Genomic DNA, 15,868 nt, shown 5'->3' with positions numbered 1-15,868 from the left:
CGCAGCGCTCGTGGACACGCTGCTGGCCGGCGGCATCGACTTCCTCAAGGACGACGAGCTCACTGCCGACCCTGTGCACGCGCCATTCGACGAGCGGCTGGCCGCAGTGATGCCCGTGCTGCACCGCCACGCGGATCGCCTGGGCCGCATGCCGATGTACGCCATCAACATAACCGGTACGGTGGACGAGATGCGCAGGCGCCATGACCAGGTGCAGCGCGCGGGTGGCAGCTGCGTGATCTGAGCGCCCAGGTAGCGAGGCTGGTTCAGAGGGAAGTCGGGATCGGGCTCGCGCAAGCATGCCTCCTTGCCGGGAGCACCCGGATCCAGGTAACGCCACTCGTCGAACAGGTTCGCACCGAATCCCGTCCGCCGGATCGACTTCATGAATTGCTTCGGCAATATGGCGTCAGCGTCCACGTTGGCGCGATCGAGGGGGACGATCACGGAGCGCACCGTCATGAAGGCTTGCATAACCAGGCGCCAGCACGTCCCTTTCGCTTGCCTTGCGCGTGTCGAAGATCGACAAGGCTAAGCCGACACGAGCTGAACAGGCCCGCAGGTGTCGATACCAAACACCACAATCAGCGTGTTAGGCTCCTTTCCTTCGAGGCATGGAAGTACAGGAGTCCGGGGAATGAAAGGCGAGCACGAACGTGTGGCCGACCGCGACGCCGATGTCGAAAGCGGCGGTGTGCAAGCAGTCGATACTGCCCTGCGAGTGCTCACCGCCTTGGTGGAAATGGGCCCCCCGCTCATGCTCAAGACCGTGGCGGAGCGTGCAGAGATGCCGCCCCCACAGGCACATCGCTACCTGGTGAGTTTCTGCCGCGGCGGCCTGGCGGAGCGCGACCCTGCTTCTGGTGGATACCGGCTCGGGCCGCTTGCGGTGCGTCTGGGTCTCGCGGCGATCCGGCACTTGCATGTGGTGAACGTCGGAGCGCAGGCTCTCGGGGAGTTGCGCGACGAGGTGGGCTACACCACCGGCCTCGCGATCTGGGGCGCCGCCGGCCCTACCTTCGTCCGCGTCGAGGAGAGCAGCGACGCCTTGATCGTCAGCGGCCGTCCCGGTTCCGTCATGCCGCTCCTGTCGTCTTCGACCGGCCGCGTGTTCGGAGCGTACATGCCGCGCAGCATCACGGAGCCCTTCTTGCGCAGGGAACTGGCCGGCGAACGCCATCCCGGCGCCAGCCCATCCACGATTCCGCGCCTGACGAAGGAACAGATGGAAGCCCTCTTCCAGCATGTGCGGGAGCAGGGCTTGGCACAGGTGCGCGGAGACCTCAACCCCGGCCTGCACGGCCTGTCCGCGCCTGTGTTCGACCATGCCGGTGGCATTGCGGGGGTGATCACCGTGATGGGGCCGGCGGGGGTCATCGACGTTGAACTGGCGGGACCCATCGCACAAGCATTGCGAGCGAAGGCAAGGCAGGTCTCCCGGCGCATGGGCGCCTCCTGAAAGAAGCGCAGTGTCTACGGGTCTTGTGGGCTGAGCCGATCGGCCCGAGGGTAATCCCCATAGGGGTTGGATTACGTTGAGAGTAATATGATTACTCTGTCGAGAACGTCAGCGACCTTTGCGAATCTGCCGGGTCTCGCCGCTAGGCCCTTCAGGAGACAAGCGATGACCACGATGACCCTTCGCCAGGAAACGGCCTGTATGTCCATGCGTGACGCGGCCCTCCCCGCTCTGGTAGATACCATCGGTGAAGACAGATTTGGTCCCGCGCTTGCCCGCTTCTTGAATGAACTCTGCGGCGCTGATCACTTCGCGGCATTCCGCTTGCAGCAGAACGAACTGCGCGAAGTCGCGGCCTGCTGCGTCGAGCCGGAGCGAACGGCGCGGGACCGGGTCGAAACCTATGTCAACCAAGGCTGGTGGAAACGCGACCCGGCGATGGCTGAAGCGCAGCGCTGCGTGCACGCAGCCCGCCCCAGCATCATCCACATGGATTTCACCGCGGACGGCTACGCCGCGCTGCGTCCCAGCGTATTTCCCAACGTCCGAGACCGCTTGCTGCTCTGTGGCCGCACCATGAACGCGGACTTCGGCCTGAGCATCGTGCGCGCGGACCCAAATGCCCCGTTTGCCGACGGTGCAATCGAGCAGGTTGCTCACTCCGCCGAATTCCTGATGGCCGTGCTAGCCAAGCATGCAGACATCCGGCGCACGCGCCCCAACGTGGCGCAAGCGCTCACGGCGCTCGATGAGATCGAGCACTGCATCGATGCCACGAAAGCGCTGCCCAGGCGCGAAGCCGAGGTCGCCTCGCGCATCCTGTATGGCATGTCCTCCGTCGGCATCGCACTGGATTTATCGGTCAGTGAAGAGACTGTGAAGACCTATCGCAAGCGCGCCTATCACCGTCTTGCGATCGGCAGCGAACGCGAACTGCTCACGTGGTACCTGGCGCACTGGAGCGAGTGGCGCGGGCACCGTTTTGAGCTCGCCGCTTCCGGCGCCTTGCACTGACCTGCCCCCCCTCCAGGGGGGCCGACCTGCGCGCGCGGCGAGGTGCCAATTGCCAATGGCAAGGCAAACCATGCCGTACCCCGCCCTCAAGATCATCCTGGAAGAACACGCGGCGCTGGCCTCCGTGCTTCATACCCTCCGCGCCGCCGCAAGATCCCGCATGGGCGACACCACGCCGGATTACCCAAGCTGACTGGCTCGAACTGGTCGGCATTCGCGCGCCAGCGCAGATGCTCCCGGCGTCAACGCTGGCAGCTCACCAGGCGCTGCTGCAATCCATCGTCGCCAGTCCGTCCCCTGGCCGCTTGAGACAGCGCGAACACGCCCTCGTGACCATCGTCCCGCCCGAGGGGGACTGACCGCACCGTCGATCGGAACTAGGCTTCACCCATACCGGCACGAAGCCGGCGAAGGAGATTCCATGCGGCTTCTGTCCACCGACGCATCCTCGCAAGCGCAAGGTCCGATCACACCGGCGAGCGAACGTTTCAACCCCTTCGATCCGGACTATGTCCGCGATCCTTATCCGACGCTGAACGAGCTGCGAGAGAGCGAACCCGTGTTCTTTTCGCCGGAGATCGGCTCTTGGGTCGTCACGCGCTTCGAGACCGTGAAAGCCATCCTGCGCGACACGCAACGGTTCTCTGCCTTGATCGCTTCGGATCCGCTGACGCCGCTGTGTCCGCATGCGCGCAACATCATCACCGAATCAGGTTTCGACGTGCCGCCGATGCTGGTCAACAACGATCCGCCATCGCACACAAAATATCGGGCCTTCTTCGGCGCCCCGCTGACGCGAGAGCGCTTGCAGTCACTCAAGCCGTTTACGGAAAGCACCGTCGACGCCTACAGCGACCGCATGCTCGCCGGCTCACAGCCCGCCGACCTGGTGGCTGGCCTGACCTGGGATGTGCCCGCCCTGGTGCTGTTCCAGTTGCTGGGGGTGCCTGCCGAGGATGTGGCGCGTGTCAAGGAATGGGCTTCCAGCCGTGTGGTGATGACATGGGGGCGGCCTACGGAGGCCGAACAGGTAGAGCTCTCCACGGGCACTGTCGCCTACTACCGCTACGCCCTCGACCTCGTGCGCAAGAAGGCCGACGCACCTCAGGACGACTACATCAGCGACCTGCTGCGTGCCCATAAGGAAGGCAGCGAGGTGACGATGCACGAGATCGCCGCCACCGCCTTCAACCTGCTGTTCGCGGGACACGAGACGACTTCGAGCGCCACAGCCAACATGTTCAAGGCCGTCCTGGCCGACCGCAAGCTTTGGAAGGCCATCTGCGCAGGCGAGCAGCCGCTCGCCCCCGTCATCGAGGAGTCGCTCCGAATTGATCCGCCCGTGCAGGCATGGCGCCGCCAGGCCAAGGAAGATGTTGTGCTCGACGGCGTCGCGGTCCCTGCGGGAAGTCGCATCCTGATGGAATTCGCCGCGGCCAATCACGATCCCCAGCAGTTTCCGGAACCCGACGCTTTCACTCCCGGCCGTCGCAATGTGCTGCAGCAGGTGGCATTCGGCGCCGGTACCCACTTCTGTCTTGGCGCGCCACTCGCACGCTTGGAGATGGAAGTGATGCTGAGACGTGTCGCTGCCCGCATGCCGGAGTTGGCGCTGGTGCCCGAGCAGTCGTTCCCATACACCCCGAACACCTCCTTTCGCGCGCTGCAGCGCCTGCTGGTGACCTGGTAGCGCCCTGCGGGCGGCCCAGGCATCCGAGTTGCGCGCCGTCAGAAATCACCGCTCGCGAGGCTCGGTCATACAACGAACCCAATCATCCCGAAAGAGATCATGCAGATCACACGACGTCATTTCGCTATCGGCACTGCGGCATCGGCCATCGCACCGGCCTGGGCCCAGAACTACCCTTCGAAGCCGGTCACGGTGGTCGTCGGCTACGGAGCTGGCGGCGGCGTCGATGTGGTCATGCGAAATTTGGCGCCAGGACTGGGACAGCGGCTAGGCCAGTCGGTGATTGTTGAAAACCGACCCGGGGCCAGCGGCATCCTTGCCGCGAATTACGTTGCCAAGGCCGCTGCCGACGGCCATACCTTGTTCGGAACCGACGGAGGAGCCCTCACCCTCAACGGTGCACTGTTCTCCAAGCTGCCGTATGACCCTGCGGCGGATTTCGCGCTCGTTTCGATGGTCATCCGTGCGCCGATCCTGATCGTCGCGCATCCGGAGGCTCCGTTCTCCGACTTGCGCGGCCTGATCAGCCAGGCCAAGCGCGAACAAGGCGGCATCGCGTACGCCTCACCGGGTAGCGGCACCTACCACCAGCTGTCCATGGAGTTGCTCAAGCGGCGCGCCGGGTTCGAAGCCAGGGCCATCCAATACAAGGGCGCCGGTCCGGCCGTGCAGGATGTGATGAGCGGCCAGGTCCCGATCGGGGCTATCGATTCGATCGTCGCGATGCAGCAGGTTCTCGGAGGGAAGCTGAAGGCGCTCGTGGTTTTGGCTCCCAAGCGGATCGCGCAACTGCCTAACGTCCCCACGGCTGCAGAAGCCGGTGTCGAAGGTGTGGAGGCCTCCCCTTGGGTGGGCGTTGCCGCTCCACGCGGGACGCCAGCGAACATCATTTCGCGCCTGAGTTCCACCATTCGCGAAGTTGTCACGAGCCCCGAGATCTCGAAGAGATTCACCGACCTTGGGATGGAGCCATTCGCGACGACACCGGAGCAGTTCAGCTCATTCGTGAAACAGGAGATCGCCCGCTGGCATCCCCTTATCAAGGAATTGAACATCCGGCTCGACTGAGCTTGGTCGTCGTGAGACCGCTGCGCTGCTCGTTATCCATATACCCACAGGAGACAACATGAAAATCACTCGGCGGCATTTCACCATCGGGGCCGCGGCAGCGGCTACCCAACCCACCTGGGCGCAGACCTATCCGTCCAAGCCAATCACCATCGTCGTCGGCTTTGCGGCTGGCGGTGGCATCGATGTGGTGATGCGCAATCTGGCACCGGGCCTCTCGCAGCGACTCGGGCAGCCTGTAGTGATCGAGAACCGTCCAGGTGCGGGTGGCATGCTTGCCGCGAGCTACGTTGCCAAGGCTGCTCCGGACGGCTACACGCTGTTACCCGGCGACGGTGCGACGCTCGCGTTGAATGGAGCTCTTTTCTCGAAGCTGCCCTACGACCCGGTCGCGGACTTCACCCCCATCTCGTTGATCATCCGCGCGCCCCTCCTCATAGTGGCGCACCCGCAAGCTCCCTATTCCGATTTGCGCGGGCTCATTGACTACGCCAAACGTCAGCCCGGTGGTGTTTCGTATGCATCCCCGGGCAATGGGACTATCCACCAGTTGGGAATGGAGCTGCTCAGGCAGCGCGCCGGGTTTCCCGTTACGCCGATCCAGTACAAGGGTGCCGGCGCCGCCATTCAGGACATCCTTAGCGGGCAGGTGCCCGTTGGGCCGATCGATACGATCGTCGCGTTGCCGCACGTGAACGCCGGCAAGCTTAAGGCGCTGGCGGTCCTCGAACCAAAACGCATTCCTCAGTTACCAAACGTGCCTACTGGCGCTGAGGCCGGTGTCCAAGGGGTGGAGGTGTACCCCTGGATCGGCCTTTCGGCTCCAAAGGGAACGCCGGCCACCATCATTGCTCGCCTGAGCTCCGACCTGCGCGAAGTGCTCACGAGTCCCGAAATTACCAGGAAGTTCACCGATCTGGGGATGGAGCCGTTCGCGACAACGCCGGAGCAGTTCGATACGTTCGTGAAGAAAGAGATCGCACGCTGGCATCCCCTGATCAAGGAACTGAACATCCGCCTCGACTGAAACCCGCTACCAGGACCCTCATGAAATCTTTTATCGCTACGACGAATGGGCTTCGGCTCGTGGACACACCGCGCCCTGTCCCCAAACCCACCGAAGTCCTCGTGCGCACGAGAGCGGTCGGCGTGAATCGCATCGACCTTCACTCGCTCGCGAATGCCGCCGACCAGGTCATCGGCATGGAATGGTCCGGCGAAGTGGTCGAGGTCGGTGCCGAGTGTCAGGGATTCAGCGTGGGTGATCGCGTGATGGGCACCGGGCCCGCCGCCTATGCTGAATACGTGGTGACGGACTACGGCCGCGCGGTGCCGATCCCCAAGGCGGAAGTCGACTGGGCATCAGCGGCGTCGGCCATGCTCGGGCTGCAGACGATGCACGATGCCCTTGTCACCCGCGGGAGGCTCCGTCCCGGGCATGCCGTCCTCATGCAGGGCGCCGCTTCCGTGATGGGGTTGATCGGCCTTCAGATCGCCAAGGCACTCGGCGCCGGCGTCATCCTCGGCACCTCCGGAAATGCGGAGCGCCGCGGCAGACTCAAGGAGTTCGGGTGCGATGTCGCGATCGACAGCAGTCAGGAGGGATGGTCGCGCGAGGTCCTGGACGCCACCAGCGGCAAGGGAGCGGACATCGTCGTGGACAACGTCTCCGGAGCTGCTTTTAACCAGTGCATGGCCGCGGCGGCGCTTGAGGGCCGTCTCGTCAACGTCGGCCGCCTCGGTGGAGCGACCGCAGCATTCGACTTCAACCTGCATGCACTTCGTCGGCTCGAGTACATCGGGGTCACGTTCCGCACTCGCACCGTGGAACAGGTGCGAACCCTGAATTCACTCATGCTCGCAGACCTCCGGCAGATGTTGGCCGATGGCGGTCCGCGGGTGCCGATCGCCGGCCGGTTTGCCTTCGACCGGGCCACGGAGGCCCTCGACACGATGCGACGCAGCGAGCACTTCGGCAAGCTGGTGCTGGAGCTTTGATGGATCGGGGGAAGGCGCTTCTGCAAGCCGCCGAGATTCTCTGGAGTGAATGGCAGCAGGGATCGGTGATCCCATCCTTGCCTGATGATTGCCGCCCCAGCACGCGTGCCGAGGGGTACCAGGTCCAGGCGGCGATCGAGGCGCGCTCGGCGGGCCCGCTCTTTGGCTGGAAGATCGCCGCGACAAGTCCTGCAGGTCAACGCCACATCAACGTGGCCGGGCCGATCGCGGGCCGTCTGCTGCGCGAGCGCGTGCACGCCTCCGGATCGCAGCTGTCGCTTGCGCACAACCGCATGGCAGTCGCCGAGCCTGAGTTCGCCTTCCGCATGCGTCGCGACATCCCCCCCAGGAAGCTGCCCTATTCCGCCGGCGAAGTCCTGGCAGCAACGGCTAGCCTGCATCCGGCGATCGAGGTGCCGGACTCGCGCTTTGCCGACTTCACCGCCGTGGGAGAGGCGCAACTCCTCGCAGACAATGCGTGCGCCCACGATTTCATCCTTGGCGATGCATCGCCGCACGACTGGCGGACCATCGATCTTTCGCAGCACCGCGTCCGGGGACAAGTCTCCGGCGAGTCACGCAGCTATGCGCGCGAGGGCAGCGGCGCGGCCGTGCTCGGCAATCCGATCGACGCACTCGTCTGGCTCGTCAACGAACTGTCCTCACTGGGGATCACGTTGCATGCGGATCAAGTGGTGACGACGGGAGCATGCACCCCTCCACTCGAGGTCCTCCCCGGGGACCAGGTCGTCGCCGACTTCGGCCAGCTCGGGACGGTGTCGGTGACCTTCGCCGATCAGCTATTCGGAACAAATGGAGAGATTAGATGACAGCAGGCAAGGGCTACCTGTTCGCGGAGCTGGACGTGGTCGACGCAGCACACTTTTACAACGAGTACATGCCGCGCGTGCACCCCGTCCTGAAGAAATACGGTGCGACCTTCCTGGCCGGCAGCGACGCTCCGATCGTCAAGGAAGGTGGCAGGAGCGTCAAGCGGGTCGTACTGCTGGAATTCGAGTCCTTGCACCGCGCCGAAGAGTTCTATCACTCCGAGGACTACCAGGCCGTCATCGGCTACCGGTTCGACTCGGCACGGTCGCATCTCTACATCTTCGAAGGATTGGGAGCGCAGCCAGGCTAGTGTGCTGTCCCGTTAATTCATAGGCACAAAAACTGCATGGGATGAGGCATCCTTGGAGATGCCCCATGCCCAACGCATACACGCGAACGACGACCATTCGCCTCACTGAAGGCGAGCGAGCGGAATTGGCCTCGATGGCCAGATCGCGATCGCTGCCGGCCGCATTGGCGTTGCGTGCGCGGATCGTGTTGGCCTGTGAAGGCGAAGACAGGGCCAGCACCGATGTAGCGCAAGCGTTGGGGATTAATCGAGCGACGGTGACGAAGTGGCGCGGCGCTATGCGCGCGATCGCCTGCCTGGGCTGTATGACGAGCTGCGCCCTGGCCGCCCGCGCACGGTAGGCGACGAGCGGGTTGCCGAGTTGATCAACAAGACGTTGCACACGAAGCCGGGCGACGGCTCTACGCACTGGAGCACGCGCACATTGGCGGGCGAAACAGGCATCAGCAAGAGCACCGTTGCGCGCTACCTGCAAGCCTTCCAGCTCAAGCCGCATCGAGTAGAGAGCTTCAAGCTGTCCACCGATCCGTTGTTCATCGAGAAGCTACGCGACGTGGTGGGGTTGTATCTGAATCCACCCGAGAACGCTCTAGTGCTGTGCGTGGACGAGAAGAGCCAGTGCCAGGCGCTGGAGCGCACCCAACCGATGCTGCCGATGGGACTGGGCTACGTGGAAGGTGTCACCCATGACTACGTGCGTCATGGCACCACCACGCTTTTTGCAGCGCTGAACGTGCTCAATGGGGCGGTGCTGGCCAGCTGCAAGCCACGCCACCGCCATCAAGAGTTTCTGGCCTTCCTGCGCGAAATCGACAAGGCCGTGCCGCAAGATCTAGACGTGCATTGCGTCGTGGATAACTACGCGAGCCACAAGCATCCGAAGGTGCGCGCATGGCTGGCACAGCGCCCGCGCTGGCACATGCACTTTGTTCCGACCTATTCCAGCTGGCTCAATCAGGTCGAGCGCTTCTTCGCAATCATCACCGACAAGGCGATCCGGCGCGGCTCGTTCAACAGCGTCAAGGAATTGACCAAGAAGATCGACAGCTTCGTCAGCCAATACAACGAAAACTGCAAGCCGTTCACCTGGACCGCCACCGCCGATTCAATCCTTGAAAAACTCGCCCGCCTGTGCGGGCGAATTACTGGGACAGGACACTAGTGCGGCGCCACCGCCCGCTTCATGCAGGCTGGCGGCGCGATCCCCGGGAGTGCGCTTCCGGCGTCACCGCGAACCGCTCCGAATGCACCGTATTCCGGCAGAAGGCTCTCCATGCAGTTGAAGACGGCCTCGTACAACCCGATATCGATCATTTGGCCGCGACCCGATTGCTCGACGGAGCGCTTGTTGCGCGACTGAACTTGCCACCAGACGGAGGTGCCGTCCTTGAGCAGGCGTCACTTGCGAAGCGGGTCACCCGCACCTGGAGGTTCGATCTTGATCACTTCGGCGCCAAAATCGGCCAATGTCTTGGCTGCGAAGGGCCCCGCAATGAGTTGGCCCATTTCGAGAACTCCGAGGCCTGTGAGCGGGGTGGTAGGAGCAGTGGGGACAAGGCAGTCAATCGTGGTTGCGCTTCGGAGCCAATGTAAATGCTCGCCGCCTCAGCGTCAGTCCCCCCGGCGGGGGCGACTCATTGCAACAGACCGGGCGGGCGCGAGGGCAGCGCCGAAACGTCCCCGCAGAGGGGACTGACACCACGATGCACGTCAGGGACATTTCACCCATGCCCCGCGTCATCTACACCCATCCCACCGGCGAGCACAGAGAGGTTGAAGTGCCCGTTGGCCAGAACCTCATGCTGGGCGCCGCCGCCCATGGCATCGAAGGCATCGTCGGCGACTGCGGCGGCGCCATGAGCTGCGCCACCTGTCATGTCATCGTGGACGCGGCGTTCGCCGCGTTGCTGCCTGCGCCGGACGACACCGAGAGCCAGATGTTGGACTTCACGGCAGCGCCGCGCGAGGCGAACAGCCGTCTTTCCTGTCAGATCGTGATGAGCGACAGGCTTGACGGGATCGCCATCCGCATCGCCGACCCCCAAGTTTGAACCGCAATCATCCGGAGAATCATCATGCAAACCACAGCGCCCGAAGCAATCAGCGCCAAGCCCTCTGCGGCCCTGACGCCCAATCCCGGCCTGACGCCGATGATGTTGAATCATGCGGCCTGGGTGACGCCCGATGCGGCCGCGACGACTGACTTCTACACGCGCATCATGGGAATGGAGCTAGCGAGTACGGTCCTCGACGACAGCATCCCGTCCACCGGCGATGACATCCCCTACTTCCATATCTTCTTTCGCATGCAAGACGGCTCGACCCTGGCCTTTTTCGAAGCACCCGGCGTGCCGCCGCCGGCGAAGGCCAGCCATCCCGCTTACGACCTCTTCAACCACGTCGCCCTGCAAGCGAAGGACCGCGCCGAGGTACTGCGCTGGTACGAGTGGCTGAAATCGCAAGGCGTGGAGGTCATCGGCCCGACGGACCACAAGGGCATGATCCTGTCGATTTACTTCCACGACCCTGCGGGTGTTCGCCTGGAAATCACGACGCCCCTCGACAAAGAGTGGAACCGCCACACCGAGAAGGGTTACGCCGACCTGAAGCTGTGGGAAGACTGCAAGGCCAAGGCCAAGGCGGAGGGAAAAGATGTGCCCGGGGCCCTCGTCGAGATGATCAAGGACGTGCGTAAGCGCTACGGGGCGAAGGCCTGACTCAGACCTATGGCCGACACGATTGACGCTCTTCCGAAGCGCCCCGACCTCTCGCTGAGTGTGTCTGGGCGCCCCAATCCCGGTCTGACCCCGATGATGCTCAATCATGCGGCGTGGGTGACCCCCGACGCCGCGGCGACGGCCGAGTTCTACACCCGGATCATGGGGATGGACCTGGTCAGCACGGTGATCGAAGACACCAGTCCGTCCACCGGCCTGAAGATTCCCTACTTTCACCTCTTCTTCCGAATGGCGGACGGCTCGACCCTGGCATTCTTCGAAGCGCCGGGCGTACCGCCGCCGGCGAAGTCCTCGCACATCGCCTACGATGTTTTCACCCACGTAGCGCTGCAGGCTGCGGATCGCAGTGAAGTCATGAGGTGGTACGAATGGCTGAAATCCAATGGCCTGGACGTTCAGGGTCCCACGGACCACAAGGGTTTGATCCTGAGCATCTACTTCACGGACCCGGCCGGTCTTCGCATGGAGATCACGACGCCGCTGGACAAGAACTGGAACCGGCACGACGCCAAGGCAAGAGCTGATCTCGACTTGTGGGTGCAGACCAAGAGCAAGGCGGAGCAGGAGGGTCGTGACGTCGTGGAAGCGCTGACTGATCTTTGCGTGGAAGTGCGGAAGCGCTATGAGCGTGAGACCGGGAGCGCAGGACACGCAGTGTCAGCATAGCTCGCGCTCGAGGCGAGCATCGGGCGCCTTGGAAGCGATGGCCGTCAGGTGGCGGATGCAGCCTCGGCGGCCTCGGGTTGGTCGACAACTACCATGGACCTGCGCCAACGGAATGTTAGGATCATCCGGTGCGATTCGGCTGCAAACTGGCGACAAGTGATGCCGGAATCGGCGTCATTCTTTGCCCAAATTAACAGCTGGCTCGAGACCCCGCTTTTCCCGAGCGCCATCAGGCCGAGGACTTGTCGGCGCGCAGAACCGGCAGCATGTCCCCCGGATACCCAGGCGTCACGGCCAGGCTCTGAAGCAGGTGAATAGCCAAGGCCGGACAACGCCTCTACAATTTTCGCGATGCTCAATCTCCGCGCAGTCCTGCTGTGGCTCATGATGCTGGCAGTGCCCTTTCAGGGCTCTGCAGCCGCGGCCATGGCGTTTTGCGCCCCGTGGCCGGCGCCCTCGAAATCGAGCGTCGTTCACGATCACAGCCGGCACGACCACGGCTCAACGGATGCGGAGCACCATCATGCGGGTGCGCACATCGATGACAGCGCGGACCACCATGAGGCACCGGGCGCGCATGATGCTTCATCCGACGCCTCGCACACATGCGGCAACTGCGCTGCATGTCACTCGGTCGGCATGACGCCGACCCTCGAAACGCCCATCCTTCACGGGCTCCCTCAGGCCGATCTCGCTGAGCCTCCGCGCGCCATGGCGACTGTGTCGCCCGGCGTCCCCCACCGACCACCTCGCGCGTAACCGCGTCCAGCGCCAGGCAGTGCTGCTGCCGGCGATGGGACGCGCATGCACCGTCCGTGCCGTCACGCCTGTCGCAGGCTCGATGACGGCATGCCGCTCATGAACACCGCGAGGATTCCATGTTTACTTTCTTGCCGGCCCCTTGGCTGGCTGCCTTCGCCGCGCTGGCTGCGTTGCCGGCTGGCGCCCATGCCGGTCAGGCGCCCGTTGCCGGCGGCGCGGCCGAAACCAATACAGTGCCTTACTTCCGCTCGGCGATGGATGGCTACAAGCCTTTCACCGACGAAAAACCAACCGCCTGGAAGGAGGCCAACGACACCGTCCTTCAGCGCGGCGGCTGGCGCGCCTATGCCAAGGAAGGCACGGGCGAGGCCGGCCACCAGCCGACCGGCGCCGCCGATCCGCATGCCGGGCATTCGACGCCCATGCCGAAATCGGCACCGAAGGACAAGCCATGACGCGACCGCCATGCATGGCCCCGATCGCACTGGCCGCTGCGCTCCTCGCCGGTTGCGCCTCGGTCAGCATCGACGACACCCTCAAGGCGACGAACACCTCGGCCGCGCAGTTCACCGGGGGACAGCTGGAGCTGAGCCGGACGGATGAGCGGCGTGAGGCGCGTGCGGCACTCGCCCAGGAGCTTCTCGAGCAGCCCTTGTCGCAGGACAACGCCGTCCGTCTGGCGCTGGTGAACAGCCCCGCCCTCCAGGCATTGATCGCACAGAGCTGGACCGACGTGGCGAGGGCCCATCAAACCAGCCGGCTGCCGAATCCGATCTTTTCATTCGAGCGTCTGCGCCTGGGCCAGGAGCTGGAGGTGGGGCGCCTGCTGTCCTTCGGCCTGATCGATCTGATCCTGCTGCCGCAGCGACTGGCGATCTCGCGCAGCCAGACCGTTCAAGCCCAGGTGCAATTGAGCGGCGCAGTGGTGGATCAGGTCACGCTGGTGCGTCAAGCGTGGGTGCGGGCGCTGGCAGCGCGGCAATTGCTGCGCTACGCCGAGCAGGTCCAGGAATCGGCGGAGGCCAGCGCCGAACTCGCAAGGCGGATGCAACTCGTCGGCAACTTCAGCAAATTGCAGCGCGCACGCCAGCAGGTGTTCTATGCCGATGCCACCACGCAGCTCGCCTCGGCGCGCCACGCGGAGACCGCCGCGCGGGAGGCCCTGGTGCGTGCCCTCGGCCTGAACGATGCGCAGGCCGCGAAGCTGACGTTGCCGGAACGCCTGCCGGATCTGCCCAAGACGCCGCGCGAAGCAAGCGAGGTGGCAGCGACAGCCAGGGAACAACGGCTGGATGTACAGCAGGCACGCGCCGAACTCGACGTCGCCGGAAAGTCGCAGGGCATCAACCTGCTGTCGACCTTCATCGACGTCGAAGCCGGCATTCGGCGCGACACCGTCTTCGACAACCAGGAAGGAACGCGCGGGACGCGGCGCGGTTTCGAACTCGACATCCGCCTCCCCCTCTTCGACTGGGGGTCCGCACGGCGAGACGCATTGAATGCCCAAACGCTCGCCGCGGCCAACCGCTATGACGCCACGGTCCGCGGCGCGACATCCCAGCTGCGCGAGGACTATTCCGCCTATCGCACGGCCTACGACATCGCACGGCACTACCGCGACGAGATCGTGCCGCTGCGCCGCACCATGCAGGACGAGAACCTGCTTCGCTACAACGGAATGCTGATCGGAGTCTTCGAGTTGCTGGCAGAGGCCCGCGATCAGATCGCCGGCGTGAAAAGCGCGATCCAGGCCCAGCAGCAGTTCTGGCTGGCCGACGCTGCGCTGGCGGCGTCGCTGATCGGCAAGCCCGCGGCGACGGCCGCCCCACTGGCCGAGGCGAGCCCGTCCGCTGCATCCGGTGCAGCCCACTGAAGGTCCATCCACCTCCACGACATGACAAACCGACGCAATTTCCTGAGCGGTGCCGGCGCCATCACAGGCGCCGTCGCAGCGGCTTCAGTCAGCAAGGCCGCGATGGCCGCCTTGCCAGAACCGGTCCTCCAGGCCCGGCCCGACACGATGCCGCCTCTCGCGCCGGCCAGCGGCCGGCCCTACAACCCCGTGGTGACCCTCAACGGTTGGACGCTGCCCTGGCGCATGAACAACGGCGTCAAGGAGTTCCACCTGGTGGCCGAACCCGTGGTGCGCGAGATGGCGCCCGGCTTCAAGGCCCACCTGTGGGGCTACAACGGCCAGTCGCCAGGCCCGACGATCGAAGTGGTCGAGGGTGACCGGGTCCGCATCTTCGTGACCAACAAGCTGCCCGAGCACACCAGCATCCACTGGCATGGCCAGCGCCTGCCCAACGGCATGGATGGCGTGACGGGCCTCACCCAGCCGGCGATTCAGCCTGGCAAGACCTTCGTCTACGAATTCGTCGCGCGCCGCCCCGGCACCTTCATGTACCACCCGCATGCCGACGAGATGACGCAGATGGCGATGGGGATGATGGGCTTCTGGGTCACGCACCCGAGGGGCAAACATCCGCTGATCGACGAAGTGGACCGCGACTTCGTGTTCCTGCTCAACGCCTATGACATCGAGCCCGGCAGCGCGACGCCGAAGATCATGACGATGCTCGACTTCAACCTCTGGTCGTGGAACAGCCGTGTCTTCCCCGGCATCGATTCGCTGAACGTACGCCTGAACGACAAGGTGCGCATCCGCTTCGGCAACCTGACCATGACGAACCATCCGATGCACCTGCACGGGCACGAATTCGTGGTGACCGGCACGGACGGGGGACCCACGCCGAGGAGCACGCGCTGGCACGAAGTGACGACCGATGTGGCGGTCGGACAGATGCGGCAGATCGAGTTCGTCGCCGACGAGGAAGGCGACTGGGCTTTTCATTGCCACAAGAGCCATCACACGATGAACGCGATGGGCCATGACGTGCCCACCATGATCGGCGTGGACCACCGGGACATGGTGAAGAAGATCACGAAGCTGGTGCCCGACTACATGGTCATGGGAGAGCGCGGCATGGCCGACATGACCGAGATGGAGATGCCCATTCCCGACAACACCGTCCCGATGATGGGCGGCCAAGGTCCCTTCGGTTCGGTCGAGATGGGCGGCATGTTCAGCGTCGTCAAGGTGCGCAGAGGACAGAAGCCGGGCGACTATTCGAATCCGGGCTGGTTCAGGCACCCCCAGGGCACCGTTGCCTACGAGTTCGAAGGGCAGCGGCCGGAGCCCCCGCGATCGCGCAGCGCGGGCGCGGCGGGCATGCCTGCGCGCGACAAGTCGGCCTCGGACCTCGAGGTCCGGATCCGCAAGCCCGCCGGCCGCCACTCAGGCCATTGACGACCTTCACTTCCCTCGTCCC

The 15,868-nt window shown here is 64.3% G+C and carries 15 protein-coding genes and 3 pseudogenes; 16 read left to right on the top strand and 2 right to left on the bottom strand.

The window, feature by feature from the left end; translation table 11 throughout:
• Positions 1-10: 10 nt before the first annotated feature.
• Complete coding sequence (locus tag ABEA07_RS11975) at positions 11-244, top strand: RuBisCO large subunit C-terminal-like domain-containing protein (protein ID WP_345538050.1); 234 nt, start codon at positions 11-13, stop codon at positions 242-244.
• On the opposite strand, the pseudogene ABEA07_RS11970 reads toward ABEA07_RS11975, so the two are convergent.
• Positions 238-474: pseudogene (locus ABEA07_RS11970) on the bottom strand (3-isopropylmalate dehydratase small subunit); the annotation flags it as partial. The gene ABEA07_RS11975 and the pseudogene ABEA07_RS11970 sit on opposite strands and share 7 nt — an antisense overlap.
• Before the next feature lie 163 nt (positions 475-637).
• Between ABEA07_RS11970 and ABEA07_RS11965 the strand changes: the two are divergent.
• From ABEA07_RS11965 to ABEA07_RS11925, 9 genes and pseudogenes are all read left to right on the top strand, one after another.
• Positions 638-1,459 (top strand): IclR family transcriptional regulator, encoded by an 822-nt coding sequence (locus ABEA07_RS11965; protein ID WP_345538049.1) that lies wholly within the window; start codon positions 638-640, stop codon positions 1,457-1,459.
• Between the two features lie 165 nt (positions 1,460-1,624).
• Positions 1,625-2,473, top strand: coding sequence for a helix-turn-helix transcriptional regulator (locus ABEA07_RS11960; RefSeq protein ID WP_345538048.1), 849 nt, complete (start codon positions 1,625-1,627; stop codon positions 2,471-2,473).
• 421 nt (positions 2,474-2,894) lie between these two features.
• On the top strand, positions 2,895-4,163 hold the full coding sequence (locus ABEA07_RS11955) for a cytochrome P450 (RefSeq protein WP_345538047.1): 1,269 nt from the start codon (positions 2,895-2,897) through the stop codon (positions 4,161-4,163).
• Between the two features lie 99 nt (positions 4,164-4,262).
• Positions 4,263-5,231, top strand: coding sequence for a Bug family tripartite tricarboxylate transporter substrate binding protein (locus ABEA07_RS11950; RefSeq protein WP_345538045.1), 969 nt, complete (start codon positions 4,263-4,265; stop codon positions 5,229-5,231).
• Positions 5,232-5,289: 58 nt separating this feature from the next.
• Complete coding sequence (locus ABEA07_RS11945) at positions 5,290-6,258, top strand: Bug family tripartite tricarboxylate transporter substrate binding protein (protein ID WP_345538044.1); 969 nt, start codon at positions 5,290-5,292, stop codon at positions 6,256-6,258.
• 20 nt (positions 6,259-6,278) lie between these two features.
• Positions 6,279-7,229 carry a quinone oxidoreductase family protein gene (locus ABEA07_RS11940; RefSeq protein ID WP_345538043.1) on the top strand — a complete coding sequence of 317 codons (951 nt, stop codon included), beginning with the start codon at positions 6,279-6,281 and terminating at the stop codon, positions 7,227-7,229.
• Positions 7,229-8,059: a 2-keto-4-pentenoate hydratase gene (locus ABEA07_RS11935; RefSeq protein WP_345538042.1), complete on the top strand. Its 831-nt coding sequence runs from the start codon at positions 7,229-7,231 to the stop codon at positions 8,057-8,059. Before ABEA07_RS11940 ends, ABEA07_RS11935 begins: the two co-directional genes overlap by 1 nt.
• On the top strand, positions 8,056-8,370 hold the full coding sequence (locus tag ABEA07_RS11930) for a DUF1330 domain-containing protein (protein WP_345538041.1): 315 nt from the start codon (positions 8,056-8,058) through the stop codon (positions 8,368-8,370). The genes ABEA07_RS11935 and ABEA07_RS11930 overlap by 4 nt, the downstream gene beginning before the upstream one ends.
• A gap of 65 nt (positions 8,371-8,435) precedes the next feature.
• Positions 8,436-9,532, top strand: a pseudogene (locus ABEA07_RS11925) (IS630 family transposase).
• Positions 9,533-9,564: 32 nt separating this feature from the next.
• On the opposite strand, the pseudogene ABEA07_RS11920 reads toward ABEA07_RS11925, so the two are convergent.
• Positions 9,565-9,936, bottom strand: a pseudogene (locus tag ABEA07_RS11920) (CoA transferase); the annotation flags it as partial.
• 161 nt (positions 9,937-10,097) lie between these two features.
• Here ABEA07_RS11920 and ABEA07_RS11915 point away from each other — a divergent pair.
• From ABEA07_RS11915 to ABEA07_RS11890, 6 genes are all read left to right on the top strand, one after another.
• Positions 10,098-10,421, top strand: coding sequence for a 2Fe-2S iron-sulfur cluster-binding protein (locus ABEA07_RS11915; RefSeq protein ID WP_345538039.1), 324 nt, complete (start codon positions 10,098-10,100; stop codon positions 10,419-10,421).
• A gap of 24 nt (positions 10,422-10,445) precedes the next feature.
• Complete coding sequence (locus tag ABEA07_RS11910) at positions 10,446-11,087, top strand: VOC family protein (RefSeq protein ID WP_345538038.1); 642 nt, start codon at positions 10,446-10,448, stop codon at positions 11,085-11,087.
• Between the two features lie 9 nt (positions 11,088-11,096).
• Positions 11,097-11,774: a VOC family protein gene (locus tag ABEA07_RS11905; RefSeq protein ID WP_345538036.1), complete on the top strand. Its 678-nt coding sequence runs from the start codon at positions 11,097-11,099 to the stop codon at positions 11,772-11,774.
• An 878-nt stretch (positions 11,775-12,652) separates the two neighbouring features.
• The gene (locus ABEA07_RS11900) at positions 12,653-12,991 is read left to right on the top strand and encodes a hypothetical protein (protein WP_345538035.1); all 339 of its coding nucleotides are present in this window, start codon (positions 12,653-12,655) and stop codon (positions 12,989-12,991) included.
• Entirely contained in the window at positions 12,988-14,409 is a 1,422-nt protein-coding gene (locus ABEA07_RS11895; RefSeq protein ID WP_345538034.1) for a TolC family protein, read from the top strand. Before ABEA07_RS11900 ends, ABEA07_RS11895 begins: the two co-directional genes overlap by 4 nt.
• Before the next feature lie 21 nt (positions 14,410-14,430).
• The gene (locus tag ABEA07_RS11890) at positions 14,431-15,846 is read left to right on the top strand and encodes a multicopper oxidase family protein (RefSeq protein WP_345538032.1); all 1,416 of its coding nucleotides are present in this window, start codon (positions 14,431-14,433) and stop codon (positions 15,844-15,846) included.
• Positions 15,847-15,868 lie beyond the last annotated feature (22 nt).

It is taken from the genome of Variovorax defluvii, assembly GCF_039541515.1.
Taxonomy (GTDB): Bacteria; Pseudomonadota; Gammaproteobacteria; order Burkholderiales; family Burkholderiaceae_C; genus Variovorax; species Variovorax defluvii.
This window is presented reverse-complemented; position numbering and strand designations above follow the sequence as displayed.

What these genes read in the sequence shown, in the direction of transcription:
- ABEA07_RS11955 (WP_345538047.1), top strand. Translation starts at nt 2,895, where the DNA reads ATGCGGCTTCTGTCCACCGACGCATCCTCGCAAGCGCAAGGTCCGATC.
- ABEA07_RS11915 (WP_345538039.1), top strand. Translation starts at nt 10,098, where the DNA reads ATGCCCCGCGTCATCTACACCCATCCCACCGGCGAGCACAGAGAGGTT.
- ABEA07_RS11895 (WP_345538034.1), top strand. Translation starts at nt 12,988, where the DNA reads ATGACGCGACCGCCATGCATGGCCCCGATCGCACTGGCCGCTGCGCTC.
- ABEA07_RS11950 (WP_345538045.1), top strand. Translation starts at nt 4,263, where the DNA reads ATGCAGATCACACGACGTCATTTCGCTATCGGCACTGCGGCATCGGCC.
- ABEA07_RS11960 (WP_345538048.1), top strand. Translation starts at nt 1,625, where the DNA reads ATGACCACGATGACCCTTCGCCAGGAAACGGCCTGTATGTCCATGCGT.
- ABEA07_RS11945 (WP_345538044.1), top strand. Translation starts at nt 5,290, where the DNA reads ATGAAAATCACTCGGCGGCATTTCACCATCGGGGCCGCGGCAGCGGCT.
- ABEA07_RS11910 (WP_345538038.1), top strand. Translation starts at nt 10,446, where the DNA reads ATGCAAACCACAGCGCCCGAAGCAATCAGCGCCAAGCCCTCTGCGGCC.
- ABEA07_RS11930 (WP_345538041.1), top strand. Translation starts at nt 8,056, where the DNA reads ATGACAGCAGGCAAGGGCTACCTGTTCGCGGAGCTGGACGTGGTCGAC.
- ABEA07_RS11965 (WP_345538049.1), top strand. Translation starts at nt 638, where the DNA reads ATGAAAGGCGAGCACGAACGTGTGGCCGACCGCGACGCCGATGTCGAA.
- ABEA07_RS11940 (WP_345538043.1), top strand. Translation starts at nt 6,279, where the DNA reads ATGAAATCTTTTATCGCTACGACGAATGGGCTTCGGCTCGTGGACACA.
- ABEA07_RS11905 (WP_345538036.1), top strand. Translation starts at nt 11,097, where the DNA reads ATGGCCGACACGATTGACGCTCTTCCGAAGCGCCCCGACCTCTCGCTG.
- ABEA07_RS11935 (WP_345538042.1), top strand. Translation starts at nt 7,229, where the DNA reads ATGGATCGGGGGAAGGCGCTTCTGCAAGCCGCCGAGATTCTCTGGAGT.
- ABEA07_RS11900 (WP_345538035.1), top strand. Translation starts at nt 12,653, where the DNA reads ATGTTTACTTTCTTGCCGGCCCCTTGGCTGGCTGCCTTCGCCGCGCTG.
- ABEA07_RS11890 (WP_345538032.1), top strand. Translation starts at nt 14,431, where the DNA reads ATGACAAACCGACGCAATTTCCTGAGCGGTGCCGGCGCCATCACAGGC.